Source organism: Streptomyces sp. ICC4 (genome assembly GCF_003287915.1).
Classification (GTDB): Bacteria; Actinomycetota; Actinomycetes; order Streptomycetales; family Streptomycetaceae; genus Streptomyces; species Streptomyces tritrimontium.
The window spans coordinates 3,548,095-3,570,742 of sequence record NZ_CP030286.1 but is presented as its reverse complement, the minus strand read 5'-3'; the positions used below and the strand labels follow the sequence as shown (position 1 = coordinate 3,570,742).

General features: G+C 72.1%; 23 protein-coding genes and 1 pseudogene. 7 read left to right on the top strand and 17 right to left on the bottom strand.

What is annotated here, in order from left to right:
* Window positions 1-71 precede the first annotated feature (71 nt).
* Window positions 72-671, top strand: a complete 600-nt coding sequence (locus DRB89_RS16605) for a TIGR03086 family metal-binding protein (protein WP_112463317.1) — start codon at window positions 72-74, stop codon at window positions 669-671.
* 243 nt (window positions 672-914) lie between these two features.
* A complete protein-coding gene (locus tag DRB89_RS16600) occupies window positions 915-1,217 on the top strand; it encodes a WhiB family transcriptional regulator (RefSeq protein ID WP_239516805.1) in 303 nt (100 codons plus the stop codon).
* Between the two features lie 97 nt (window positions 1,218-1,314).
* Here the strand turns inward: DRB89_RS16600 and glpX are convergent, their stop codons facing one another.
* Window positions 1,315-2,346 carry a class II fructose-bisphosphatase gene (gene glpX / locus DRB89_RS16595; RefSeq protein WP_112446828.1) on the bottom strand — a complete coding sequence of 344 codons (1,032 nt, stop codon included), beginning with the start codon at window positions 2,344-2,346 and terminating at the stop codon, window positions 1,315-1,317.
* A 211-nt stretch (window positions 2,347-2,557) separates the two neighbouring features.
* On the opposite strand from glpX, the gene DRB89_RS16590 reads away from it, so the two are divergent.
* Complete coding sequence (locus DRB89_RS16590) at window positions 2,558-3,085, top strand: DUF4245 domain-containing protein (RefSeq protein ID WP_204357988.1); 528 nt, start codon at window positions 2,558-2,560, stop codon at window positions 3,083-3,085.
* Window positions 3,086-3,167: 82 nt separating this feature from the next.
* Here the strand turns inward: DRB89_RS16590 and DRB89_RS16585 are convergent, their stop codons facing one another.
* The 4 genes from DRB89_RS16585 to DRB89_RS16570 all read right to left on the bottom strand — a co-directional run bounded on the left by DRB89_RS16585 (window position 3,168) and on the right by DRB89_RS16570 (window position 6,876).
* A complete protein-coding gene (locus DRB89_RS16585; RefSeq protein ID WP_112446831.1) occupies window positions 3,168-3,758 on the bottom strand; it encodes a malonic semialdehyde reductase in 591 nt (196 codons plus the stop codon).
* Between the two features lie 96 nt (window positions 3,759-3,854).
* Window positions 3,855-4,097 carry an exodeoxyribonuclease VII small subunit gene (locus DRB89_RS16580; protein ID WP_112446833.1) on the bottom strand — a complete coding sequence of 81 codons (243 nt, stop codon included), beginning with the start codon at window positions 4,095-4,097 and terminating at the stop codon, window positions 3,855-3,857.
* A 64-nt stretch (window positions 4,098-4,161) separates the two neighbouring features.
* On the bottom strand, window positions 4,162-5,442 hold the full coding sequence (gene xseA, locus DRB89_RS16575; RefSeq protein WP_239516185.1) for an exodeoxyribonuclease VII large subunit: 1,281 nt from the start codon (window positions 5,440-5,442) through the stop codon (window positions 4,162-4,164).
* Window positions 5,443-5,451: 9 nt separating this feature from the next.
* Window positions 5,452-6,876 (bottom strand): APC family permease, encoded by a 1,425-nt coding sequence (locus DRB89_RS16570; protein WP_239516184.1) that lies wholly within the window; start codon window positions 6,874-6,876, stop codon window positions 5,452-5,454.
* Between the two features lie 106 nt (window positions 6,877-6,982).
* Between DRB89_RS16570 and DRB89_RS16565 the strand changes: the two genes are divergently transcribed.
* Together DRB89_RS16565 and DRB89_RS16560 are read left to right on the top strand one after the other, a co-directional pair.
* Window positions 6,983-7,978 (top strand): 4-hydroxy-3-methylbut-2-enyl diphosphate reductase, encoded by a 996-nt coding sequence (locus DRB89_RS16565; protein ID WP_112453199.1) that lies wholly within the window; start codon window positions 6,983-6,985, stop codon window positions 7,976-7,978.
* A 49-nt stretch (window positions 7,979-8,027) separates the two neighbouring features.
* Window positions 8,028-8,780: an ROK family protein gene (locus DRB89_RS16560; RefSeq protein WP_112446835.1), complete on the top strand. Its 753-nt coding sequence runs from the start codon at window positions 8,028-8,030 to the stop codon at window positions 8,778-8,780.
* A gap of 69 nt (window positions 8,781-8,849) precedes the next feature.
* On the opposite strand, the gene DRB89_RS16555 is transcribed toward DRB89_RS16560, so the two are convergent.
* Entirely contained in the window at window positions 8,850-9,335 is a 486-nt protein-coding gene (locus DRB89_RS16555; RefSeq protein WP_112446838.1) for a DUF6542 domain-containing protein, read from the bottom strand.
* Window positions 9,336-9,469: 134 nt separating this feature from the next.
* Between DRB89_RS16555 and ychF the strand changes: the two genes are divergently transcribed.
* Window positions 9,470-10,558: a redox-regulated ATPase YchF gene (gene ychF / locus DRB89_RS16550; RefSeq protein ID WP_112446840.1), complete on the top strand. Its 1,089-nt coding sequence runs from the start codon at window positions 9,470-9,472 to the stop codon at window positions 10,556-10,558.
* Between the two features lie 85 nt (window positions 10,559-10,643).
* Here ychF and DRB89_RS16545 read toward each other — a convergent pair.
* The 10 genes and pseudogenes from DRB89_RS16545 to DRB89_RS16500 all read right to left on the bottom strand — a co-directional run.
* Window positions 10,644-10,841, bottom strand: a pseudogene (locus DRB89_RS16545) (Uma2 family endonuclease); the annotation flags it as partial.
* A gap of 141 nt (window positions 10,842-10,982) precedes the next feature.
* Window positions 10,983-11,618 (bottom strand): VOC family protein, encoded by a 636-nt coding sequence (locus tag DRB89_RS16540; RefSeq protein WP_112446841.1) that lies wholly within the window; start codon window positions 11,616-11,618, stop codon window positions 10,983-10,985.
* Window positions 11,619-11,846: 228 nt separating this feature from the next.
* A complete protein-coding gene (locus DRB89_RS16535; RefSeq protein WP_239516183.1) occupies window positions 11,847-12,152 on the bottom strand; it encodes a HEAT repeat domain-containing protein in 306 nt (101 codons plus the stop codon).
* A gap of 78 nt (window positions 12,153-12,230) precedes the next feature.
* On the bottom strand, window positions 12,231-12,626 hold the full coding sequence (locus tag DRB89_RS16530) for a CPCC family cysteine-rich protein (protein WP_239516182.1): 396 nt from the start codon (window positions 12,624-12,626) through the stop codon (window positions 12,231-12,233).
* A 297-nt stretch (window positions 12,627-12,923) separates the two neighbouring features.
* A complete protein-coding gene (locus DRB89_RS16525; protein ID WP_112446847.1) occupies window positions 12,924-13,187 on the bottom strand; it encodes a type II toxin-antitoxin system RelE/ParE family toxin in 264 nt (87 codons plus the stop codon).
* On the bottom strand, window positions 13,180-13,449 hold the full coding sequence (locus tag DRB89_RS16520) for a type II toxin-antitoxin system Phd/YefM family antitoxin (protein ID WP_112446849.1): 270 nt from the start codon (window positions 13,447-13,449) through the stop codon (window positions 13,180-13,182). The genes DRB89_RS16525 and DRB89_RS16520 overlap by 8 nt, the downstream gene beginning before the upstream one ends.
* A gap of 240 nt (window positions 13,450-13,689) precedes the next feature.
* Complete coding sequence (locus tag DRB89_RS16515) at window positions 13,690-14,793, bottom strand: hypothetical protein (protein ID WP_239516181.1); 1,104 nt, start codon at window positions 14,791-14,793, stop codon at window positions 13,690-13,692.
* A complete protein-coding gene (locus tag DRB89_RS16510; RefSeq protein ID WP_112446851.1) occupies window positions 14,790-16,823 on the bottom strand; it encodes a hypothetical protein in 2,034 nt (677 codons plus the stop codon). Before DRB89_RS16510 ends, DRB89_RS16515 begins: the two co-directional genes overlap by 4 nt.
* Window positions 16,820-17,611 (bottom strand): toll/interleukin-1 receptor domain-containing protein, encoded by a 792-nt coding sequence (locus DRB89_RS16505; RefSeq protein ID WP_112446853.1) that lies wholly within the window; start codon window positions 17,609-17,611, stop codon window positions 16,820-16,822. Before DRB89_RS16505 ends, DRB89_RS16510 begins: the two co-directional genes overlap by 4 nt.
* 202 nt (window positions 17,612-17,813) lie before the next feature.
* On the bottom strand, window positions 17,814-19,079 hold the full coding sequence (locus tag DRB89_RS16500; protein ID WP_112446855.1) for a helix-turn-helix transcriptional regulator: 1,266 nt from the start codon (window positions 19,077-19,079) through the stop codon (window positions 17,814-17,816).
* 385 nt (window positions 19,080-19,464) lie between these two features.
* Between DRB89_RS16500 and DRB89_RS16495 the strand changes: the two genes are divergently transcribed.
* Window positions 19,465-20,808: a PQQ-binding-like beta-propeller repeat protein gene (locus DRB89_RS16495; RefSeq protein WP_162688605.1), complete on the top strand. Its 1,344-nt coding sequence runs from the start codon at window positions 19,465-19,467 to the stop codon at window positions 20,806-20,808.
* A 3-nt stretch (window positions 20,809-20,811) separates the two neighbouring features.
* On the opposite strand, the gene DRB89_RS16490 is transcribed toward DRB89_RS16495, so the two are convergent.
* Window positions 20,812-22,614: an FtsX-like permease family protein gene (locus tag DRB89_RS16490; protein WP_239516180.1), complete on the bottom strand. Its 1,803-nt coding sequence runs from the start codon at window positions 22,612-22,614 to the stop codon at window positions 20,812-20,814.
* Window positions 22,615-22,648: the final 34 nt, after the last annotated feature.

The following is a 22,648-nucleotide window of genomic DNA, read 5'->3' as shown; positions in this document are numbered from 1 at the left end:
GTTCGGCGACACGCCGGCAATCCGCCCCGGAATCAGGCCACTTGGCCGGAGTCCGGCCCTAGGGTCGGCCCATGACCGCATCCCAGTGGGACCTCCTCGACCAGGCGTACGCCGCCCTGCGCTCGGCCGTCGACGGCATACCGGCCGACGGCCTGCACCGCCCGACCCCGTGCGACCAGTGGAATGTCGGCCAAGTGCTCCAGCACGCGGCCGGCGACCAGCTCGCCTACGCCGCGCGCCTCACCGGCGGGCCCGGGCCGGCCGAGGACCCGTTCGCGCCCACCGGCGCCCTGTCCGCCGCCCCCGCCGAGCTGCTGGAGCCGGCCCTCGCCGCGGCCGCCGAGGCCTTCGCCGGGGTCGCGCCGGGCACGGCCGAAGTCGCCGTGCCGCTGCCCCCGTTCACCGTCCCCGCCGAGACCGCGGTCGGCGCGGCCGCCCTCGACGCGGCCGTGCACGCCTGGGACATCGCGGTGGCCACCGGCCAGGACTCCCCGCTGACCCCCGCCCTCGCCGCGGCCCTGCGCCCGAGCGCGGAGGTGCTCGCCGAGCCCCTGCGCGGATTCGCCTACGCCCCGGCGCTCGCGTCCGCGCCCGGCCCGGACGCCGACCCGGCCGGCTCGCTCCTCGCCTTCCTGGGCCGCCGGCCCGGCTGGACGCCGCCCGTCGCGTGACGGCGGCGGGCGCTCGGGGCCCCGTACCGGGCGGTCAGGGCGCGGTTCCGGGCGGCGTCACGTTTCGGTCGAACCGTCCGGATCGGAGGCACTCGGTGCATAGGGGCGCGCGCAGCGGGTAGGGACAGGTGCATCGTCTCTCGCTCGCGTATACGTCGTCAGGAGTAGACCGTGCCGCATCCGCCGCGCCAGTCCCTGCAGGTAGCCGCCGTCCAGAGTCTTCAGGGGCGCCCGGCGGCGGCCGTGCCGAAGCCGCGGGTACCGGCCAGGGAAGAGGACGGCCCATGGCACGCGGACGCGGTGTGCCGACGCGATGAGGCCGGGCTGTTCTTCGCCCCCTCCAAGGAGCCGACCGCCGCCCGGCTGTCCCGCGAGGACGCCGCCAAGCGCGTCTGCGCCCGCTGCCCCGTCATGATCTCCTGCCGGGAGCACGCGCTGCTCCAGCCGGAGCCCTACGGCGTCTGGGGAGGCCTGACGGCCGCCGAGCGCCGGGTGGTGCTGGCCCGGCGCCGCCGCCGGGCCGTGGAGCTGCGCGAAGCCTCGTAGGCCGGCCGCGGACCACACGGAAGGGGCGTTCCCGCCGCACGCGGGAACGCCCCTCTTTGCCGTTCGTGCCGGGCCGGCGCGGAGCCGGCCCGGTCTCCTACTGGGCGCGGTCGAAGTCGATCGCGCTGTACGCGCGGAGCTTCGAGAGCCGGTGGGTCGAGTCGATCTGGCGGATCGTGCCCGACTTCGAGCGCATGACCAGCGAGGAGGTCGTCGCGGTCTCCGAGCGGTAGTGGACGCCGCGCAGCAGCTCGCCGTCCGTGATGCCGGTGGCGACGAAGAAGACGTTGTCGCCGGAGACCAGGTCGTCGGTGTGCAGGACGCGGTCCAGGTCGTGGCCGGCGGCGATGGCCTTCTGGCGCTCGTCCTCGTCCTTGGGCCACAGCTTGCCCTGGATGGTGCCGCCGAGGCACTTGATGGCGCACGCCGAGATGATGCCCTCGGGGGTGCCGCCGATGCCCAGGAGCAGGTCGACGCCGGTGCCCTCGCGGACCGCCATGACCGAGCCGGCGACGTCGCCGTCGGAGATGAACTTGATGCGGGCGCCGGTCTCGCGGATCTCCTTGACGATGCCCTCGTGGCGGGGGCGGTCGAGGATGATCACGGTGACGTCTTCCACGGCCATGTTCTTGGCCTTGGCGACGCGGCGGATGTTGACGGAGACCGGGGCGTTGATGTCGACGAAGTCGGCGGCCTCGGGTCCGGTGACCAGCTTCTCCATGTAGAAGACCGCGGACGGGTCGAACATGCTGCCGCGGTCGGCGGCGGCCAGGACGGCGATGGCGTTCGGCATGCCCTTGGCGTTCAGGGTGGTGCCGTCGATCGGGTCCACGGCGATGTCGACCTCGGCACCGGTGCCGTCGCCGACCCGCTCGCCGTTGAAGAGCATCGGGGCTTCGTCCTTCTCGCCCTCGCCGATGACGACGACGCCGTTCATCGAGACGGTGGAGATCAGGGTCCGCATCGCGTTGACCGCGGCGCCGTCGGCGCCGAGCTTGTCGCCGCGCCCGACCCAACGGCCCGCGGCCATGGCGGCGGCCTCGGTGACCCGGACGAGTTCCAGAGCGAGGTTGCGGTCGGGGGCCTCCGGAGAGACTTCGAGCTGGGGCGGCAGGTTGTGCTCGGTCATCGGAGCGCACCTTTCTGTACGGCGACGGCCGGGAGTGAGGGTCCCTGGACTCTATCGGTACGTCGACAAATTGAGCAGACCGGGTCACGTATGAGCGGTATATCGGTCAGCTGATTGTCCTCAGCGGACATCTTGTGCTCCGTGGGGCGCGCCACGGCGACCCCGGCGTCGACCGCCGCGGGCGATGCGGGACGATGGTCCCGTGGCAGGTATGAGAGGCAAGCAGACGGTCCGGGACATGCTCCTATCGCTGGGGGTGCTCGGCCTCGTCGTGGGTGCGATCTACATCTTCATCCCCCATGACGACGGCGCCGACGCGACGAGGGTGGTCGACTACCGCGTCGAGACGATCACGGCCCGGCGGGCGGCCCCGTACCCCCTCGCCGCCCCCGTCGGCCTGCCGCAGGAGTGGCGGGCGACCTCGGTGGCGTTCGAGCGGAAGAAGGCGAACGCCTGGCACCTGGGCTTCCTGGATCCGAAGCAGCAGTACGTGGCGGTCGAGCAGTCCGCGGACACCTCCCCCGGCTACCTCGACAAGGTCACCCAGAAGGCGAAGGCGACCGGGCAGACGCAGCAGGTCGGGGACCAGGCCTGGGAGCGCTGGGACGGCGAGAAGTACGACGCCCTCGTGCGGCGCGAGGCGGGCCACGTCACGGTGGTGACCGGGACGGCCTCCTTCGAGGAGCTCGGGGCGATGGCCGCGGCGCTGGAGTTCAAGCAGGGCGCGCAGCAGCAGTAACAGGACCGCGTACGCGAAAAGGCCGCGCGCCCCGGGATTCCGGGGCGCGCGGCCTTTTCGCGCGCTACTGCCGAGGCGGGCCTCAGACGGTGGTGACGACCTGGTCGAACTCCAGGCGCGGGGAACGCGGGAACCAGGCGTCCTCGCCCGGCTTGCCGATGTTGACGACCATCAGCGGGGTGTGGTCGCCGTCCAGGAACTCCTTCTGGAGGCCGGCGAAGTCCAGACCGGTCATCGGGCCGGCGGCCAGGCCGGCGGCGCGGACGCCGATGATGAAGTACGCGGCCTGCAGCGAGGCGTTGACCAGCGCGGACTGCTCGCGGACCGGGCGCTCGGAGAAGAAGGCGTCCTTGGCCTGCGGGAAGTGCGGGAGCAGCTGCGGGAGCTCCTCGTGGAACTCGTTGTCCGCGGACAGGATCGCGACCAGCGGGGCGGCGGCGGTCTTGGCCTGGTTGCCCTCGGCCATGTGCTTCACGAGGCGCTCGCGGGCCTCGGGGGAGCGGACCAGGGTGACGCGCAGCGGCGTCTGGTTGAAGGCGGTCGGGCCGAACTTCACCAGGTCGTAGATCGCCTGGACCTGCTCCTCGGTCACCGGCTCGTCGGAGAACGTGTTGGCGGTACGCGCCTCACGGAAGAGGAGGTCCTGAGCGGCGGCGTCGAGAACGAGAGACATCGGAAAGCCTTCTTCTGTACGGGACTGAAGCGATGGCTCGAGACTACGACGGAAATAGATGAAACTTCAACTAAATCCGCGAGGTGGTGACCGACGTCACTCCGGGCCGCCTTCCCCGCCCTCCGCGTCCGCTCCGGCCTGGCGCGCCGCCAGCGCCGAGTCCAGCCGCGCCCTGGCTCCCTCCAGCCAGTGCCGGCACACCTTCGCGAGCTCCTCGCCGCGCTCCCAGAGCGCGAGGGAGTCCTCCAGCGAGGTGCCGCCGGCCTCCAGCTTGCGGACGACCTCGATCAGTTCGTCCCGCGCCTGCTCGTACCCCAGCGCCGCATCGGTCCCGGCCATTCCCGCTCCCACCTTATATGTGTAGTACAACGAATTTGTTGCGGCAGTGTGCCGCCCGTCCGCCCTACGAGACGCCCTCGACGCCCTCTTCGGTGACGCCCTCGGTGACGCCCTCCTCGGCGGCGACCTCAGCGCCGCCCTCGGCGACCTCCACCGAGAACGCTCCCTCCGCCACCCGCGCCCGCAGCACGTCGCCCGCCGCCACGTCCTGCGGCGATCGCACCACGTGCCCGTCGGCCCGCTGCAGCACCGCGTACCCGCGCTCCAGCGTCGCCGCCGGGGACAGCGCCACCACCCGGGCCAGCGTGTGCGCCAGCTCCGAGTCCGCCCGGTCCAGCAGGTGGCCCAGCGTCCGGCGGCCGCGCGCCAGCAGCGCGTCCACCTCGGCCTCCCGGGTCTCCACCATCCGCTGCGGATGGACGAAGACCGGCCGCGCCAGGGCGTGCGCGAGCCCCCGCTCCTCCCGGTCGAGCAGGCCGCGCACGGCGCGCAGCCCCCGGCCCTGGAGCTGGCTCACCCGCTCCAGCTCCTCGCCGACGTCCGGGACGACCTTCTTCGCCGCGTCCGTGGGCGTGGAGGCCCGCAGGTCCGCGACCAGGTCCAGCAGCGGGGAGTCCGGCTCGTGCCCGATCGCCGAGACCACGGGCGTACGGGCCGCCGCGACGGTCCGTACGACCTCCTCGTCGGAGAAGGGCAGCAGGTCCTCCACGCTGCCGCCGCCGCGCGCCACGATGATCACGTCCACCCCGGGCATGGCGTCCAGCTCCTTGACCGCCTGGATCACCTGGGGCACCGCGTTCACCCCCTGCACGGCGACGTTGCGGACCTCGAAGCGGACCGCCGGCCACCTGCGCCGCGCGTTCTCCAGCACGTCGCGCTCGGCCGCCGAGGCCCGCCCCACCACCAGCCCGATCAGCTGCGGCAGGAACGGCAGCGGCTTCTTGCGGTCGAGCGCGAAGAGCCCTTCGGAGGCCAGCGAGCGCTTGAGCCGTTCCAGGCGGGCGAGGAGCTCGCCGATGCCGACGGGCCGTATCTCCGTCGCCCGCAAGGACAGCTGCCCGCGCGGGGCGTACCACTCGGGCTTGGCGAGCACGACGACGCGCGCGCCCTCCGTGACGGAGTCCGCGACCTCGTCGAAGACCTGGCGGAAGCAGGTCACGCTCAGGGAGATGTCGTGCGAGGGATCGCGCAGCGTCAGGAAGACCACCCCCGCTCCCGGCCTCCGCGAGAGCTGCGTGATCTGCCCTTCCACCCACACCTGGCCGAGCTTGTCGATCCAGCCCCCGATGAGCCGGGACACCTGGCCGACCGGCAGCGGCGCGTCAGCCGACGTATTCAGACCCATGCACGCAGGCTAACCGCCCGAACTGACACCGGCGTCGGGCCCGGCGCCCCGATCCCCCGCGCGTCGCCCGCGCTGGGCCACCAGCACCCCCAGGCCCGCCAGCAGCCACACCGCCCCCACCAGCTGCGCCTCCCACGAGGCCTCGACGATCACGGCGACCGTCACGGCGGCGCCGAGCACCGGGACCAGCAGGTGCTTGAACCAGTTCGGGGTGCCGCCCCGCCGCTTGACGACGAACCAGCCGACCACCGAGGCGTGCAGCAGCGTGAAGGCCACCAGCGCCCCGACGTCGACCACCGAGACCAGGTGGTCGAGGCCGTCGTCGCGCCGGGCCGCCCACACGGCCGCGACCAGCGTGACCGTCGCGGCCACCAGCAGGGCCGGGCGCGGCGTGCCGTGCGAGGTGCGGGCGAGCACGCGCGGCAGCCGCCCCTCGCGGGCCATCGCGAACAGCAGCCGGCCGGCCGCGGCCTGCCCCGCCAGCGCCGCGAAGGCGGCCCCGATCGCCTTGCTGACGGCGACCAGGTCGTGCAGCCAGGTCCCCACGGAGGCCTCGACCGCGTTGTAGAAGGCCGGCCCCTGCTTCGCCGGGTCCGCCGCCAGCTCCGCGGCGGACTCGGGGGTCAGCAGGGCCGCCAGATAGGTCTGGGCGATGAACAGCACTCCGGTCAGCGCCAGGCAGAACAGCACCGCCCGGGCCACCTTCGCGCTGCCTCCCGTCACTTCCTCGGCGAAGGAGGCGATGGCGTCGAAGCCCAGGTAGGACAGGACCGCCACCGAGACCGCGCCGAGCACGGCGGCCGTCGAGAAGCCGCCGAGCGAGCCGTCGCCGGTGAACGGGGAGAGCCAGCCGCGCCGCGCCCCGCCCTGGGCCAGTACGGTCACGGCGGCGACCAGGAACACCAGCAGGACCACGATCTCCAGGGCCAGCACGGCGAAGCCCACGCGGGCCGCGGCCCGTACGCCCCACAGGTTGAGCAGGGTGGTCACCACGACCGCCAGGGCCGTCCACACCCACCGGGACACCTCCGGGACCAGGGCGTTCATGGCGATCCCGGAGAACAGGTAGGCGACCGCGGGGATCAGCAGGTAGTCGAGCATCGCCATCCAGCCGGCGATCAGCCCGGGCCCCTCGCCCAGGCCCTTGCGGGCGTAGGTGAAGACCGAGCCGGCCTGCGGGGCGACGCGCACCATCTGGGCGTAGGAGAAGGCCGTGAAGGCCATCGCCACCGTCGCGACGAGGTAGACGAGGGCGATGGCGCCGTGCGACTTGGCGTCCAGGGTCCCGAAGACGCCGACCGGGGCCATGGGGGCGATGAAGAGCAGCCCGTAGACGACCAGATCGCGGAATCCCAGGCTCCGCCGCAGCGCCGAGCCGGGCGCCCCCGGCGTACCGGGCGGGCCGTCCGGGCGGGGCGTCGTACGGGGATCCATCGCGGACACCATCGCTCCTCCGGGGTGGGCCGGTACGGACGTTCGACCCAGTCTGCGTCGAACGGGGGACGTCCGGCCTCCTGGAGACCCCCGTACGATGGAGCGCATGACTGCTGCCGCCCCCGCTCCCGCATCCCGCCGCGTCCTGCTCGCCGCCCCGCGCGGCTACTGCGCGGGCGTGGACCGAGCCGTGATCGCTGTCGAGAAGGCCCTCGAGCAGTACGGTGCGCCGGTCTACGTCCGGCACGAGATCGTGCACAACAAGTACGTCGTCCAGACCCTGGAGAAGAAGGGCGCCATCTTCGTCGAGCGGACGGAGGAGGTGCCCGAGGGCTCCATCGTGATGTTCTCCGCGCACGGCGTGGCCCCCGTGGTGCACGAGGAGGCGGCGCGCGGCAAGCTCGCGACGATCGACGCGACCTGCCCGCTGGTCACCAAGGTGCACAAGGAAGCCATCCGCTACGCGAACGAGGACTACGACATCCTCCTCATCGGCCACGAGGGCCACGAGGAGGTCATCGGCACCTCCGGCGAGGCCCCGGACCACATCACCCTCGTGGACGGCCCCGAGGACGTGGCGAAGGTCCAGGTCAGGGACGAGTCGAAGGTCGTCTGGCTGTCGCAGACCACGCTTTCGGTCGACGAGACGATGCAGACGGTCGACGCGCTGAAGACCAAGTTCCCGCTGCTCGTCTCGCCGCCCAGCGACGACATCTGCTACGCCACCTCGAACCGCCAGGAGGCGGTCAAGGTGATGGGCGCGGACTCCGACCTGGTCATCGTCGTCGGCTCCAAGAACTCCTCGAACTCCATCCGGCTGGTCGAGGTCGCCCTCGACGCGGGCGCGAAGGCCTCGTACCTCGTGGACTTCGCGAGCGAGATCGACGAGGCCTGGCTCGAGGGCGTCACCACCGTCGGTCTGACCTCGGGCGCCTCGGTGCCGGAGGTGCTGGTCGAGGAGGTCCTGGAGTGGCTCGCGCAGCGCGGCTACGCGGACGTCGAGCTCGTCAAGACGGCCGAGGAGTCGATCGTCTTCTCGCTGCCGAAGGAACTGCGCCGCGACCTGCGCGCCGAGGCCGCGGAGCTCGCCGCACGGAAGTAGCCCCGGCGCGGGCCGGGCGGGCCGCCGGGTCGTTTCGTACGGTGTGTGCATGCAGATCTTCGGCGTGGACATCGGCGGTTCCGGGATCAAGGGCGCTCCCGTGGACCTGGACCGTGGCGACCTGGCGCAGGAGCGCCACAAAGTACTGACACCGCAGCCGGCCACCCCCGACGGGGTGGCCGGCTGCGTCGTCGAGGTGGTGCGCCACTTCGACTGGGACGGCCCGGTGGGGGTGACCTTCCCCGGGGTGGTCACGGGCGGGGTGACCCGGTCGGCGGCCAACATGGACAAGGCCTGGGTCGGCGTCGACACGGCGGCCCTGCTCTCGGAGCGGCTGGACGGCCGGCCCGTCACGGTCCTCAACGACGCGGACGCGGCCGGGGTCGCGGAGATGGCCTACGGGGCGGGGCGCGGGGTCGGCGGCACCGTCATCCTGCTCACGCTGGGCACGGGCATCGGCAGCGCGCTCTTCACGGACGGGCGGCTGGTGGCCAACACCGAGCTGGGGCACCTGGAGCTGAGGGGGCACGACGCGGAGACGCGGGCCTCGGTGAAGGCGAAGGAGGACGGGGACCTGACCTGGGAGCGCTGGGCGCACCGGGTGGGCAAGTACCTGGCGCACGTGGAGATGCTGTTCTCCCCGGACCTGTTCATCATCGGCGGCGGCGTGAGCCGCAAGCCGGAGAAGTTCCTGCCGCTGATCGAGGGCGTCCGGGCGCGGATCGTCCCGGCGGAGCTGCAGAACAACGCGGGGATCGTGGGAGCGGCGATGGCGGCGCGGACGGCGTCGAAGGCGACGTAGGGCCTGGGCGGCGGGGCCTGGCGACGCAGGGCCGCCTGGCGACGTAGGGCCGCCTGGCGACGTAGGGGCCTAGGCGACGCGGCGGGGCATGCGCCGCCTGCCGATGAGCACGGCCTTGCGCACCACGACGATCAGGGCGGCGACGAGCGTCCCGGCGTACAGCCAGCCGGCGTGCAGGGACAGCGCGGACACCAGCCCCATCACCTCGCCCGCGAAGCCGCCGGAGCCGCCCGACACGGGCCACACTCCGGCGGCGAAGGCGATCGGGGCGGTGATCGGCGCGGTGATCAGGTCGGCGGGCCGCACCCACAGGGCGGTGGCGGCCGCCACCGGCAGGAAGAGCAGCCCGTAGGCGAAGAGCGAGGCATCGAAGAGCAGCCAGTCGAAGCCGCCGACCAGGAACATCGCGGCGCAGGCGAAGAGGCCGCCGCCGAGTCCGGTGAGCCGGGGCCGCGGCAGCCGGCGTACCGTCGGCCGCCCGGGGGCCGCTGCCTCCGGGGCCTTGGCGGCCCGCTCCGCTGGGTGACGTACCGTACGCGCCTTGTATCGCTCCACCCCACAAAACTAGGCGGGGGGCCGCCGATAGCGTGCCCGGACACGCGTACATCCGGGCGCCCTCATCGGAAAGTAAACTGTCCGATGGCCCACTCCGGGCCGCCGCCCCCCTCCAGCTACGGGAAGTCGCCAACGTGTCGCTCACGATCGGAATCGTCGGCCTGCCGAATGTCGGCAAGTCGACCCTGTTCAACGCCCTGACCAAGAACGACGTGCTGGCGGCCAACTACCCGTTCGCCACCATCGAGCCGAACGTCGGCGTCGTCGGTGTCCCGGACGTGCGTCTGGCCGTCCTGGCCGGCATCTTCGGCTCGCAGAAGCTCATCCCGGCGACGGTCGACTTCGTCGACATCGCGGGCATCGTGCGCGGTGCGTCGGAAGGCGAGGGCCTCGGCAACAAGTTCCTCGCGAACATCCGCGAGTCGGACGCGATCTGCCAGGTCATCCGCGCCTTCCAGGACGAGAACGTCGTCCACGTCGACGGCAAGGTCTCGCCGAAGGACGACATCGAGACGATCAACACCGAGCTGATCCTCGCGGACCTCCAGTCCATCGAGAAGGCGGTGCCGCGCCTGACGAAGGAGTCCCGCCTCCAGAAGGAGAAGGTCGCGGTCCTCGCGGCCGTGGAGAAGGCCCAGAAGATCCTCGAAGCGGGCGACACCCTCTTCTCGCACGGCATCTCCAAGGGCACGGAGCAGGGCGACCTCCTGCACGAGCTCCACCTCCTCACGGTCAAGCCGTTCCTCTACGTCTTCAACGTGGACGAGGACGAGCTGACGGACGACGCCTTCAAGGCCGCGCAGAGCGCGCTGGTGGCCCCGGCCGAGGCGATCTTCCTGAACGCCAAGCTGGAGGCGGAGCTCATCGAGCTCGACGACGACGAGGCCCTCGAGCTCCTCCAGTCGGTCGGCCAGGAAGAGCCCGGCATGGCCACCCTGGGCCGCGTCGGCTTCGCGACCCTGGGCCTGCAGACCTACCTGACGGCCGGCCCGAAGGAAACCCGCGCCTGGACGATCAAGAAGGGCGCCACCGCCCCCGAGGCGGCCGGCGTGATCCACACGGACTTCCAGCGCGGCTTCATCAAGGCCGAGATCATCTCCTTCGCGGACCTGGTCGAATGCGGCTCGGTCGCCGAGGCCCGCTCCAAGGGCAAGGCCCGCATGGAGGGCAAGGACTACGTCATGCAGGACGGCGACGTGGTGGAGTTCCGCTTCAACGTGTGATCGAGTCGCCGCTGCAAGCTAGGTGATTGTCGAGCTTGCAGGTCGGAAGGGGTCGGACTCCGATGAGTCCGACCCCTTCCGCATTTCAGCCGCTTCGGGGCTGCGTGAGCTTGTCGAGGTCCAGGCTGACCTGGAAGGGCACCAGGCGTTGGAGGGTGCCCCGGAAGATCCCGGCGAGGAGCTTTACTGTGCGATCGCGATGGGCGGACTCGGGGGAGACGACCTCGATGACGAGCTGGACGTCCTCCGGTGCGAACCAGGTGCGGTCACCGTCGAAGTCGGCCCGGTCCGGGGGCGCGGCCAGTGGCCGGGTTTGGGGCCGGCCGGGCCCGCGGTGACGGTCAGCGGGCCAGGGGCCGTGCACGGTCGTCGGCGGGCTCGCCGCGGCCTTCGGCCGCTTTCCCGCGGGGCGGTCGGGCCCTGGTCAGATCGTGACCGGGCCGTGGGCGGTGGCGAACTCGACCGAGACCAGGCCCGGTTCCTCATCCTCGACCCAGGTGACGTCGATCTGGTCGAGGGGGTGGTCGGCCGGTTCGCCGAGGAATTCGGCGATGGAGGCGGCGTCGCCGGCGATGGAGACCCCGTGGATGGTGCTGGAGGTGCGCGGGTCGGCGCTCGGGCGCTCCTCGATGGGGACCGACCACTGAAGGAAGTAGGGCAGTTGCGGGTCCTCCAGCAGTTCCAGGAGGCCGATCTGCTTCCACCTCAGGTCGAACCCGTCGGGACGGACACGATGGCCCTCGGCCGAGGTGCGGCCGAGGCGGGCCTCGACCGGGGCGATGTCGTCGACGGAGACCACCCAGCCGAGCCAGCCGCCGCCCTCGGCGGCGCGGCGCGCGACCGCCTGGCCGAAGGGTGCGCGGTCGGCGGCGGGGTGGTCGAGTGTGGTGACGACCTCGACGTAGGTGCCGCCGCTCAGCGGGAGAATGAAATTGCGGGTGCCGAATCGTGGGTGCACGCCCCCGTCGACGAACCCGGCGCCGAGCGCCGATCCGATCCACTGGACGGTCGAGACGAAGCTGTCGCGGGCCACCGCATAGGACACGTGATCAAGTCGCACGGCGCCATCATCACCCGACAACCCGCACAAATCCCGACGCCACGCCCGCCGTCCCGGCCGCGTCCGCCGTGGATTCAGCCGTGGAGCGGATCGATCATCGTCATCCCGGCGGGGAGGCCCGGTCGAAGCCAGGCAGCAGCGCTGCCGCCTCGTCGAGGCCCACGACTGCCCCAGGCGGGCGGTGAGCGGGGGTGTGACCGGGGTGCGGGCGCCGAGTTCGGTCAGGGCTCAGCGGATGCCGACGGGCTCGCTCCAGTCCGGTGGGGTCGCCCGTTCCAGGCAGGCGCGGTCGGCGCGGCGCGGCGCGGCGCGGCGCAGGGATTCGACCGCGCCGTCGATCTCCAGGTTCCCCAGGGCGACCGCCGCCCATTCCCTGACGGTGGGCTCGTCGTCCTCCAGGAGGGCGATGAGGGCGGGGCCGTAGCGTGGGTCGGCCACCTCCTCGAAGACCTCGATGGCGGTCAGTCGGCCGAAGCGGCCCAGGGCGGGCGGCCCGTCGGCGATCGCGAGGGTCGCGCCCCCGCCGATGGCCACCAGCCGCGCGCGGGCGCCGTACGAGGCGTCGTCGTCACCGTCGAGCTGTTGGACGAGTGCCTCGATGGACGGGGAACGTCATGACGCTGCCGGTTGGTCGCGGCGCCAGAAGGTGGGGAGCCACCAGCAGAGCACCGAGCGGTCATCGGGCCACGGGGCGCGGTCCTCGGCTTCCCAGTCCTCGAAGGAGTCGCGCGTCAGGTCGATGGGGCGCCAGGCAGGATCGAGCGGCTCGTCCTCGGCCGGAGGGCGGACGTACTGCCGGCCGTGCTGGTCGCAGGCGCCGAAGTCCTGGTAGTTGAGCTGGGCCTCGATCAGGGAGATCTTGTTCGCTCCGCCGTCCATGGTCGGCCAGCGGAACTGGACCCCGTCGTCCTCCCAGGAGCAGACGGGGCAGATCTCGTAGGAGCCGGGCACGGCGTCGAGCACGCGGTGTCCGCAGCAGGGGCAGGGACAGGGGTAGCGGTGGCTCACCTGCGCAGTCTTGTTTACGGTCCGGCCGGAGTGCCATGGATTTCCGTGCCTCGGCACACCCGGCCAGTCCGCAGGACACTCGTAAACAGCCATCGGGAGCCACCGCACGTTAACGGACAAATGGCTGTTCAGGGCCCTGTGCGGGGCACCGCCGCAGGGCAGGGGCGGGGCGCAGGCATTCGGTCCCTGACGTGGCAAACATGCAGGTCAGGACGGGTTGCGCTCTGTCGAGTCCGACCCCTTCGTCGTGACCGTGCTGGATTGGTGCCGGATATTCTGACGTGGGGTCAGCGGCAATCAGGTCTCGTAGACGGTGGACCGGTGTCCCACGTGAACGATCCAGACCACCAGCTCTCCGTTGTCGATCGTGTAGACGACGCGGTAGTCGCCGACGCGCAGACGGCGGCGCTCGGGCTGGGACACGAGGGCGGTGGTGTTGAAGCCGAGGGGGTCGGTCTCCAGTTCGGTCAGCTTGGCCAGGATGCGCAGCGCCGTGTCGCGGGGGATCTTCCGAAGCTCGGCCTGTGCCTCGGGGCGGAAGACGGTTCGGTACTCACTCACCGCGTGCCAGCGTCTCCCTCATGATGTCCTCGATCGGGATGCCGGGCGCGGGGTTGGCCATGCGCTCGTCGATGATCCGGTTGATCTCGCGCTCTTCCCATTCCTGGTACTTGCGCAGCACCGCGATGGAGACGACGGCGGCCACTTCCTTGCCCCGGCGCGTGATCACCGTGGGTACGTCGTCACGGTCGGCGCGCTCCACGACCTCGGCCAGGTGTGCGCGTACGTCGCGGATGGACTCTATGGGTAGCGGCTGCGTCATGCGCACAAGCGTACCGAGTGTCCCATGTGTACACAACGTCTGGGGATCTGTGCCGGCCCATCGATGGTGCTGGAGAGGTGCCTACCGTGCTGGATCTGTGCTGGATGCGATCACTGGGAGCCGCGTTTTTTGCAGGTGGGAGCCCTGCACTCGATGTTCCGCTTCAACGTCTGACGCGTGACGTGCCCACGGGGCCCGGTTCTTCGGAGTCGGGCCCCGTGGGCTTACCTGCTTGCCGGATCAGCTTTCGTCCTCGTCCTTGTCTTCGCCAGCGCCAGTGCCGTCGCCCTGGTCGGGCGTCGGGAGGAGGGTTCGTCTGATCTCGTCGGCGGCCTCGTACAGCTCGGCCATCTCCAAGCTCATCACGACACGGTTCACGAGCACCGTGTACTCGTCCATGTCCGGCTTCACGCCCACCGCCGCCAGCAGCAGAACCAGCCGGTCTGCGGCCCCGACCTCCGCCTCGCGGTCGAGCGGCCCTGCTCCCGGGCCGGGGTCGTCCCACAGCGGGCGACCGCCGACGGCCGCTTCGCTCCGCGCGCCCACGGGTGGGACGAGCAGGTGACGGAAGAGTTCGGGCACCTCCTCGTCGTTGGCGGCCGCGGCGATCTGGGCGAGCGGTCCGATCATGTCGACCGCCTTCTCGATCTCGTTCTCGTGCCGGGCGAGCCACCAGACCACCGCACTGCCCGCGCTCTGGAGCACGTCGTCACCGAGGTAGCGCCGCTTGTTGCGTTCGTGTTGGCGCTCGTGCTCCCAGATCTCCTCGTCCTTGCGCAGGTCACTCAGCTTCCGCAGGCGCTCGCGGTCGGCGGGGGCGAGCGTCAGCGTCGCTTCGGCCGCCATGGCCATCACCCGTCCGTTCCGGTCGGGGAGCGGGACGCTCAGCTCTCCTTCCAGGAAGAACCGCGCGAAGCTCGCCCGGCCCGGCTGCTCGCGACGGACGATCTCCAGGGCCCGGCTGACGACCGCGGACACGGCGAGAGCCGGGGAGGCGCCGTCGGACCGGCCGGTGTGGTCGGGGACCGGCCGCCACCACACGGTGGCCGAGAAGAGGAAGTCGTAGCCGTCCACGGCGCTCGGCAGCGCCGCGTCGATCACCCGCGTCTCCTGGTACGGCTGCTCCGTGGGCGCTAAGGGCGGCGCGGGCTCCCCGGTCCGGGACGGATCGGCGGGCGGGTGGCCGCCCCCGAGGAACGTCAGCGCGAGCAGCAGCGAGCCCGAGGTCGTGCCCATGGACATGAAGCCCCACAGCCACGCCGACCAATGCAGGAGGTTGCCGAGCACAGCCGGTGCGAGGCCGCAGAGAGCGACGAGCAGCAGGCTGGGAGAGCGGAGTCTCATCGTGCCTCTTCCGTGGTCCGTGGTTCGTTGCCCGCACGCTGAGTACGGTCGGCGCGGGCGTACTGCGCCTGGTCGATGTGCTGCCACAAGCGGGCGGCGGCGGCCGTCCGGACCGGGTCGCGTGCCGCGCCCGCCCAGTCGCAGGCGATGGCATAGAGGCGGTGGAGGGCGATCGTGCGGCCGTGCGTCGCCCCGACCATCAACTCCAGCGCCATCTCTCGCGTACGGTCGCCCGCCACGGTGTCGAGCCAGCTCTTCACCAGTGGGTCCCAGAGCTTCGTCGGCGGCTGGGAGAACACCGTCTCCCAGCCCAGGAACAGGACCGGCCACCGTGGCGGGTCCGGTACCCGATCGCTTCTCAACAGCTCGGTGAGGAGCCGAAGAGGGGGCTCGGCCGCGCGGGACTCCCGGCGCGCCGGAACCCGTAGACGGTCGATCAGCAACCGGTACAGCCGGCGGTCGTTTCCGACGAGCCCGAAGAGCGCCTCCCCCGCCGCGCGGGCCGCCTCCCCTTCCCGTACGGCGAGGTGCCGCAGCCGCACCACGGCCTGATCGGGGTGGGTCGAGGCGAGACTCTGGACGCACGCGGCGGTCAGGGCGCGGACGAGACCGTCCGACAAGGAGGTGGAGTGCACGCAGTCGTACATCCGCCTGCGGAACCAGACCCCGAACCCCTCGTGGCTGAGGCCGAGTTCGAGGGCCGCAACGGCTCGCGGGTCGCTGGACGCCCCGGCCGCACCGTTCGCCCACAGGGCCGCGAGGTCGAAGAGGTCGTCGGGTCGCCCGGCGGCCAGCGATCGCTCGCCGAAGCGGACGACGACGTTCACCCGGTCGTCGGTGGTCAGACCGGGAAGCCCGGCGGCCACGCCGATCCATTCGGCGAGCTTGTCGCGCAGTCCGGGGAAGTTCGTCCAGAAGTACGTCCGTACCGCTTCGGCGTAGGCCAGTTGCTCGAAGCGGATCCGTCCGTCCGGGCCCCGATCGATCCCGAGGGCCGTCAACCGCTGCCCGAAATCCATCCGCGCGAGCTCGGTGGCCGCCTCTTCCTCGTGACCCACCGTCTTCAGCAGGCCGCGCCACGCCTCGTGGACGGTGTCGGCGTGCGCTTCCTCGAACACCGCCGCCGCGAGCAGCAGGGCCCGCTCGGGCGCGGTACTGGCCGCGGTCACTCGCTCGCGCACCTCGGTGGCGCGCCCGGTCACCGCGCTCAGGGCCTGGTCGAGCCAGCTTGTGAAGTCGGTGCCGAACCGGCCGCTGTCGCGAGCGGTCCTCACCAGGCCCGCCAGCCGGGCCAGTTCGCGCATGGGGGAGCGGTCGCACAGGAACCGGAGGTCGGGGCGCTCCAGGTCCGCGGGTCGGAAGGACATCAGGTCCATCCGGAGGTACCCGTTGATGACGGCGATGCCCCGGGGGCGTTCCAGCGTCACCGTGTGCGGTGCGAGCTCCGGTGGATGGGCGTGCATCATGCCCGAGGGCAGGACGACGACCAAGTGGGCCCCGGCCTCCTGGACCTGTGACCGGAGCCTGGCCAAGCGGTGCTGGGCCTCGGCGTACGCCTCCTCATCGGCGATCCGGGAGAGGTCGAGGAGGAAGAGGTCCCCCGCACCGGGGGCAGCAGGTTCCGCGTCCGCGTCCGCGTCCGCGTCCGCGTCCCCGTCCCCGTCCCCGTCCGTGGGCTTGTCCGGGGTGGGAAGCTCCTCGAACCGGACGTCTTCCCCTTCGGTGTCGCCGTCCTCACCGAGCTCGTGCAGCAGCATGATCGCCGCGGCGCGACGGCCGGTGCCGGGCTGGGCGTCGAGCAGCACCACCGAGCCGGGTTTCTCCAGGCGGTCGGCGGCGACGCGGTAGTTCACCGGCGGGGCGAACCGGTCGGCCAGATACAACCGGTCTTCGCGGACGATCCGCAGGGGTTCCGCAGTTCTGCGGATCTTCCGGGCAGCTCGGGCGCCGTAGATGACGTACTGGGGCCCCGGGCCGTTGTTCACCGGGCCACGCGCATCGTTGACGGTGACGCGGTCCTGCGCGGTCATCGTTGGTCGTCCGAGGGCCGGCGTTCGCGCTCGAAGCGCTGGTGGACCGTACCGCTGTTGTCGCCCGCGGTGAACTGCACCCCGGTGTTGTCGCCCTCGAAGTGGGGGGCGTTGTACTGGGGCCCCGGACCGGTGTTCACCGGCCCCTGCGGCTCGTTGACGAAGGTGCCGAGGTCGCCGTTGAGGTTTCCGATGCCGCCGCGCACGCGTTGCTCGACGTCGCGCGCCCGCATCCTGGTGTGCCCCGCGTCCTTGGCCGACCCCTTGCGGGACTTCGTTTCCGCCCTGTCGCGCGCCGCGGGGGCGTCGCGGTCCGCCTCACCCAGCTTGGGCAGCTGCCGGGCCAGGCGGTCGCCGAGCACCGCCAGGTCCGCGTCGCTGTTGCGGTGGTCGAAGCGCTTGTACTGGCAGTCCGCCAGCTCACGCAGGTCTTCCGGGAGGCCGGCGCGGTCGATCCGCGTGGTCCTCCCGACGAGCACGGGGATGACCACGACTCCGCGGTCGAGCACGGTCCGGATCTCGCGGCGGGTCCAGTCCTGCTCGGCTTCGATGGCGGGGCGGCCGTCGGGCCCCAGGACCTTCGCCCAGCGCGGGCCGATCACCGCGATGAGCGCGTCGCACTTCTCCACCGCCCCGTCCAGTTCCGCCGGGAAGCGGTGTCCGAGCTCGATCGAACTGCTGGCGAAGAAGATGTGCTCGCGGCCGAACCGCCGGACGAGCTCCCGGGCGATCAGGGTCGCGGCGGATTCCTCGTCGCCTGTGCGGTAGTTGATGAAGACGTCGGACATGCCGAATCCCTTCGTCAGAGGAACAGAGGGTGGAGATGGGGGCCTCGTGGTGGCATGGCGCAGCCATCGGAGGCGTACGGAGGAGGGCGCGCCGCCCGGCGGGTCACTGGGCGCGGGCAGCCTGAACGCAGGTCCCGACGGACCGGGAGCGGGGATCCGGCGAGCCGGGCGGCTCGAGCCGGTGTCGGTCGTGGAGCGGCTGTCAGTCGTGCGCGGGGGCGAGTACGCGTGCCAGCGCGGGCTGCAGATCACGTACGGCGCGGTTGCTCCGGAACCTGGAGAGTTCCCGTGCGAGACGCCGGACGTCGCTGTTTACGGTCGCCGACGGAACGGCCGGCATGACGCCGAGCAGCTCCGCGGCGATCGTGCACGCGTGCTCGACCTCTCCGGAAGCGGCATGGGCCAGGGACCTGCGGAAGCCGTACCGGGCGCGGGTGCGCAGCGCGTGCGGCGGGAGGCGGCGGTACTCCTGGTCGAGCACCTCGGCGGCGGCCTTGGGGCGGCCGAGGTCGTGCAGGCACCAGCCGGTCGACATCGCCGCCGGATCGCTCACATGGGAGGTGCCGATCACGGGCTCGGCGCCGTTGCGGGCGTCGTCGCTGCCGAGCAGTTCCCGCGCCCTGTCGAGGCTGCGGAGGCAGTCGACTTCGTTGCCGACGAGCGCGTGCCCCTGGGCCTCCCGTTGGGCCGCGAGTCCCCGGATGCGCGGCGGGAGTTCGCTGCTCTGGGCGCGGCGGGCCAGGGCGACGGTGCCGGCGGCGTCCCCGCCGTACATCGTGACCAGGGCGCGTCGCACCAGTGCGTAGGAACCGAGGTACGGGTCGCCCCCGGCGCGCGCCAGTTCGGTGGCCTCGCCCGTCCAGCCGAGTGCCGCGTCACCGTCCCCGGCCTCCTGGGCCATCCAGCCGGTGAACTCCGCGAACCGCGAGGCGAGCAGGAGCGCGGGGGCCCGAGAGGCGGACCGGGAGTCGGCGGCAAGTCCGGCGATCATGCGGGTCTGTGTCTCCAAGAGGGGCAGCAGGACCTTGGGCGCGGTGGACTGGCCGAGCTTCCGCAGCTGGTCGAACTGCATGCGGAAGGAGGGCAGGAGGGGGTCGTCGGTGGTTGAAACCGCCTGACCGCCGAGTTTGAGGCCGAGGTCGATCAGCGCTCCCGTACCCGCCGAGAGGACCGCCCGGCGCCCGACGAGCCAGCGGCTCGGACCGGCGGGGGATTCGGTGGTGCCCGAGCCCGAGCCCGAGCCCGAGCCCGTCTCGGGACGGGTGACCAGGAGCTGCAGCTCGCCGTCCGCGCCGAGGAAGGCGTCGCACCGCCGGGCCAGTTCGGGGGACGCGGAACGCTCCCCGCGCTCGACCTTGCTGAGGTGCCCCTTGTCGTAGTTGAGCGCCACGGAGAACTCGGTCAGAGTCAGCCCCGCTTCTACTCGTAAACGGCGAAGTTCCGGGCCGAAACGTAAAGTCGTGCTCATCGTCAACCTCCCCTTGAACAGTGACCGCGAGAGCCGTCCGCCCTCACGGGGAGCCGCCATCCGACGATCGCCGGGCGACACGAACCCGACGGCGAACACCCGCTGTGACGACGCCGTTTCGCTTCGCATTCGAGAGCGAGTCTGGCACGACGCGAGCCTGGAGAATCGGGGTTCGGCGGGGTTGCCCGTTGCCTCTTTCGTTCTCCCTTGTTCCCCGTCCGTTCCTTGGAGTGACCGAGGTCGAGCGTGATCGGGACAAAAGTGATCGGGAATGGTGGGGCGCTTGCGCGATCGCCCGGGTGCGGTCGTGGGCGGTGATCGACATAGGCTGCACGGCGAGGGCGCGATCGAGTAAGAGGAAAGCCGGGTAGGGAAGTTGAATCGCATGCGTATGACGGCAGTGGTCGGTACGGCACTGTCGCTGGGCCTTGTCGCCGGGTGCTCCGCAGGGGCGGGGACGGACGCCAAGGCCGGTGGGGGGACGCAGAAGGCGGGGGAGGCGTCACCGTCTGCCGCGAAGGGCCCGGTCTACGCGGGCGCGCCGGTGCCCGGGCTGGCCAAGGAGCAGGCGTGGAGCCTGCCGGGCGGCGGCGGGATGACCTGCGCGGGTGAAGCGTCCAAGGGGGACAAGACGGAGCGCAGCATCTGCGCGCTGGGGGACGCCGTCGTCGTCACCGGGCCATCGGACACGGGCGGCCTCACCGCCCGGCTCCTCGACGCCAAGAGCGGCGAGGTGCGCAAGAAGTTCGACTTCGAGAAGCCCGCGGACGGCGGGTCCGCGACGTACGCGCCGGAGCGGCTCGTGCAGGTCGGCGAGTGGCGGGACGGTTCGCCGGCGCTGCTGGTGCGTACCCGTGTCGACACGCCGGAGAAGGACCTGAAGAAGGCCTCCACCCAGACCGTGCTGACCATGTACGCGCCGTCCGGCGAGCAGTTGGGGAGCTCGACCTTCGACGGGGATTCCCGTATGGACACCCCGGTCCGGGGCGGCTACGTCGTGGACACCAGCGCCGGCGGCGGCGACGCCAGGTTCCTCCCGATCGGTGCCGGGGAGACGTTGAACCCCGGCTTCTCGTACCTCGGAAGCAAGGGGCAGGTCGGCCCCGGCCTCGGCTACTCCTGGACCGAGGAGACCACCTTCCAGCCGTACGCCGGGTGGCTGGTCGCGACGGACATCCGATCGGGCAAGAAGGCGTGGAGCACGAAGGACCTCGCGCCGCCGGCCGCCATCGCCAAGCTGGTCACCCCGGAGTCGGCGACCACCGCGCGGATGGCCCCGCTGCACGGGGACAAGGCCGTCCTCGAGTGGTCCGCGTACGGCCGGACCGAAGCGGTCCTGACGTCGATCGACCTCAAGACCGGTCGCCGGATCGCCGAGGGCCCGGGCATCGACGCCAACGGCACCGTCGATGACGACGGCCAGGCCGTCTCACCCGACGGCAAGACCGCCGTCGTGCAGTACGGCAAGGGCGCCGTCGCCTGGAATCCGGAGACCGGCAAGGAGCTGTGGCGCCAGGCGAAGGACGAGCAGAACATCAGGCCGCGGGCCCTCCCGGGCAACGGCGTCCTCTACGCGGTGCTGGAGAGCGGGAAGGCCGTCGCCCTCGGCGCCGGGGACAAGAAGCTGCTCACCGCCGAGATGGAGGAACTGCCGCAGTTCACGGCGAACGGGTACGCCGTCGTCCGCAGCGCCGACGGCCTCTTCGTCTTCGCCACCCAGCCCGTCTGACGGTCACCCCGGCCCCGCGCCTTGCGCCCGCGCGTGGCGGCGCAGCGCGCGGGCCGCCGGGAGGAGGGTGCTCAGGATCGCGAGGACGGTGCAGACGGCGGCCGCCGCGGCCATCGGGAGCCAGGGGACCACGACCGGGGAGTCGACACCGAGGACCGCCAGGGCGGCGCGCATGCCCGCCAGGTTGAATGCCGTGACCGCCGTGCCGAGGAGGGCTCCGACCGCGGCCGTCAGCAGGGACTCGGCGGTCGTCACGGCGAGGACCTGGGTGCGGGTGGCGCCGGCCAGGCGGAGCAGGCGCAGTTCGCCGGCCCGGTCCGAGGTCGCCATCAGCAGGGTGTTGGCCAGCGCGATCGCCGTGTAGACCAGCGCGATGCCGATGACCAGGACGAAGCCGAGCACGGTGAAGCGGTTGGCGCGGGGGTGCGTCGCCTCCACCCAGTCGGCCTTCGAGCGCAGCGTCGCGTCCCAGCGCCCCGCCGCCTCCCGGACCGCGGCGGACGCGGCCGGCGGGGCCTTCACCTCGATCCGGGAGACCTGCGCGCCCGGGGCGTTGCGCGCCGTCACGTAGGCGCCGTTGTCGCCGGTGCCGGTCCGCATCACCGCCACCACGCGCAGGTGCGCGGCCGTCCCGTCCGCCCGCCACAGGGGTACGGAGTCCCCGACCCGGTGCTGCCACCACTCCTCCGTGACCACGATGCCCCCGTCGTCCAGGTCCGCCACCGACCCCGCCACCACCGGCAGCCGGGAGACCGCCGCCAACGCCGCCGGATCGACCGCCGAGGCCTCCGTCCGGACCTTCACGAAGCCCTCCTCCAGGACCGTCAGCTCCGTCCCGGCCACCGACAGGGCGCTCGCGCCCGGGATCTCGGGGTGCTGCGGCAGCCGGCCGCCCGTCAGCACCCAGTCCGCGCCGGTCCTGCCGCGGGCCTCCACCGCCTTCGCCTCGGCCAGGGTCAGGACCGAGCCCACGAGCGACCCGGTCAGCGCGACCATCACCAGCACCGGCGCCGCCACCGCCGCCGTCCGGCGGATCCCGGCCGAGGCGTTCGCCCGCACCAGCCGGCCCGCGTAGGAGGTCAGCCGGACCGGGACCCACATCAGCAGCCGCACGACGGGCCGTACGAGCACGGGGGCCAGCAGGCCGCACGCGGAGATCAGCAGCATCGGCTGCCAGGTGTACGTCTTGCGCTTCAGCAGGCTGCCCGGATCCGTGCCGAGCCGCCAGCCGGCGAAGGCGACCGCGAACAGCAGCAGCCCGCCCCCGGCCGCCCACCGGCCCGGCGTCATCGGACGCTCGTCCGTCGCGGCCTCCCGCAGCGCCTCCAGCGGGCCGACCCGGCCCGCCCGGCGGGAGGCGGCGTACGCCCCCGACAGGGCGACCACCAGGCCGGTCCAGAACGCCGCGTGCAGCGGCCAGGCCTGATCCCCGATCAGGTACGAGGCGGGCGCCAGCCCCTGCGAAACCGTCCACCGCGCCATCAGCGGCGCACCCGCCCGCCCCAGGACGAGACCCGCCGCGGACCCGGCCAGCCCGACGGCCGCCGCCTCCGTCATCACCAGGCGCCGCAGCTGCCCCGGTGTCGACCCCGCCAGCCGCAGCAGCCCCAGCTCGCGCCGCCGCTGCGCCACGGCGTACGAGAACGTGGACGCGACCACGAACACCGACACGAACGAGCTCACCGCGCCCGCCGTGCCCAGCATCGAATTGAGGCCCACCACCTCCACACCCGCGGGCAGCGCCGCCGAAGCCGCGAGCCCCAGTCCCATGACGGTCATCAGCGCGACCCCCAGGGCCACTGCCACGAACGTCCCCACCTGTGTCATCCAGCGCCGCCGC

Excerpts from the sequence above, each read along its gene's own strand:
- DRB89_RS16605 (WP_112463317.1), top strand. The coding sequence starts at position 72 with ATGACCGCATCCCAGTGGGACCTCCTCGACCAGGCGTACGCCGCCCTG.
- glpX (WP_112446828.1), bottom strand. The coding sequence starts at position 2,346 with ATGACCGAGCACAACCTGCCGCCCCAGCTCGAAGTCTCTCCGGAGGCC.
- DRB89_RS16590 (WP_204357988.1), top strand. The coding sequence starts at position 2,558 with ATGAGAGGCAAGCAGACGGTCCGGGACATGCTCCTATCGCTGGGGGTG.
- DRB89_RS16585 (WP_112446831.1), bottom strand. The coding sequence starts at position 3,758 with ATGTCTCTCGTTCTCGACGCCGCCGCTCAGGACCTCCTCTTCCGTGAG.
- DRB89_RS16580 (WP_112446833.1), bottom strand. The coding sequence starts at position 4,097 with ATGGCCGGGACCGATGCGGCGCTGGGGTACGAGCAGGCGCGGGACGAA.
- xseA (WP_239516185.1), bottom strand. The coding sequence starts at position 5,442 with ATGGGTCTGAATACGTCGGCTGACGCGCCGCTGCCGGTCGGCCAGGTG.
- DRB89_RS16570 (WP_239516184.1), bottom strand. The coding sequence starts at position 6,876 with ATGGATCCCCGTACGACGCCCCGCCCGGACGGCCCGCCCGGTACGCCG.
- DRB89_RS16565 (WP_112453199.1), top strand. The coding sequence starts at position 6,983 with ATGACTGCTGCCGCCCCCGCTCCCGCATCCCGCCGCGTCCTGCTCGCC.
- DRB89_RS16560 (WP_112446835.1), top strand. The coding sequence starts at position 8,028 with ATGCAGATCTTCGGCGTGGACATCGGCGGTTCCGGGATCAAGGGCGCT.
- DRB89_RS16520 (WP_112446849.1), bottom strand. The coding sequence starts at position 13,449 with ATGACGCAGCCGCTACCCATAGAGTCCATCCGCGACGTACGCGCACAC.
- DRB89_RS16515 (WP_239516181.1), bottom strand. The coding sequence starts at position 14,793 with ATGAGACTCCGCTCTCCCAGCCTGCTGCTCGTCGCTCTCTGCGGCCTC.
- DRB89_RS16510 (WP_112446851.1), bottom strand. The coding sequence starts at position 16,823 with ATGACCGCGCAGGACCGCGTCACCGTCAACGATGCGCGTGGCCCGGTG.
- DRB89_RS16505 (WP_112446853.1), bottom strand. The coding sequence starts at position 17,611 with ATGTCCGACGTCTTCATCAACTACCGCACAGGCGACGAGGAATCCGCC.
- DRB89_RS16500 (WP_112446855.1), bottom strand. The coding sequence starts at position 19,079 with ATGAGCACGACTTTACGTTTCGGCCCGGAACTTCGCCGTTTACGAGTA.
- DRB89_RS16495 (WP_162688605.1), top strand. The coding sequence starts at position 19,465 with ATGCGTATGACGGCAGTGGTCGGTACGGCACTGTCGCTGGGCCTTGTC.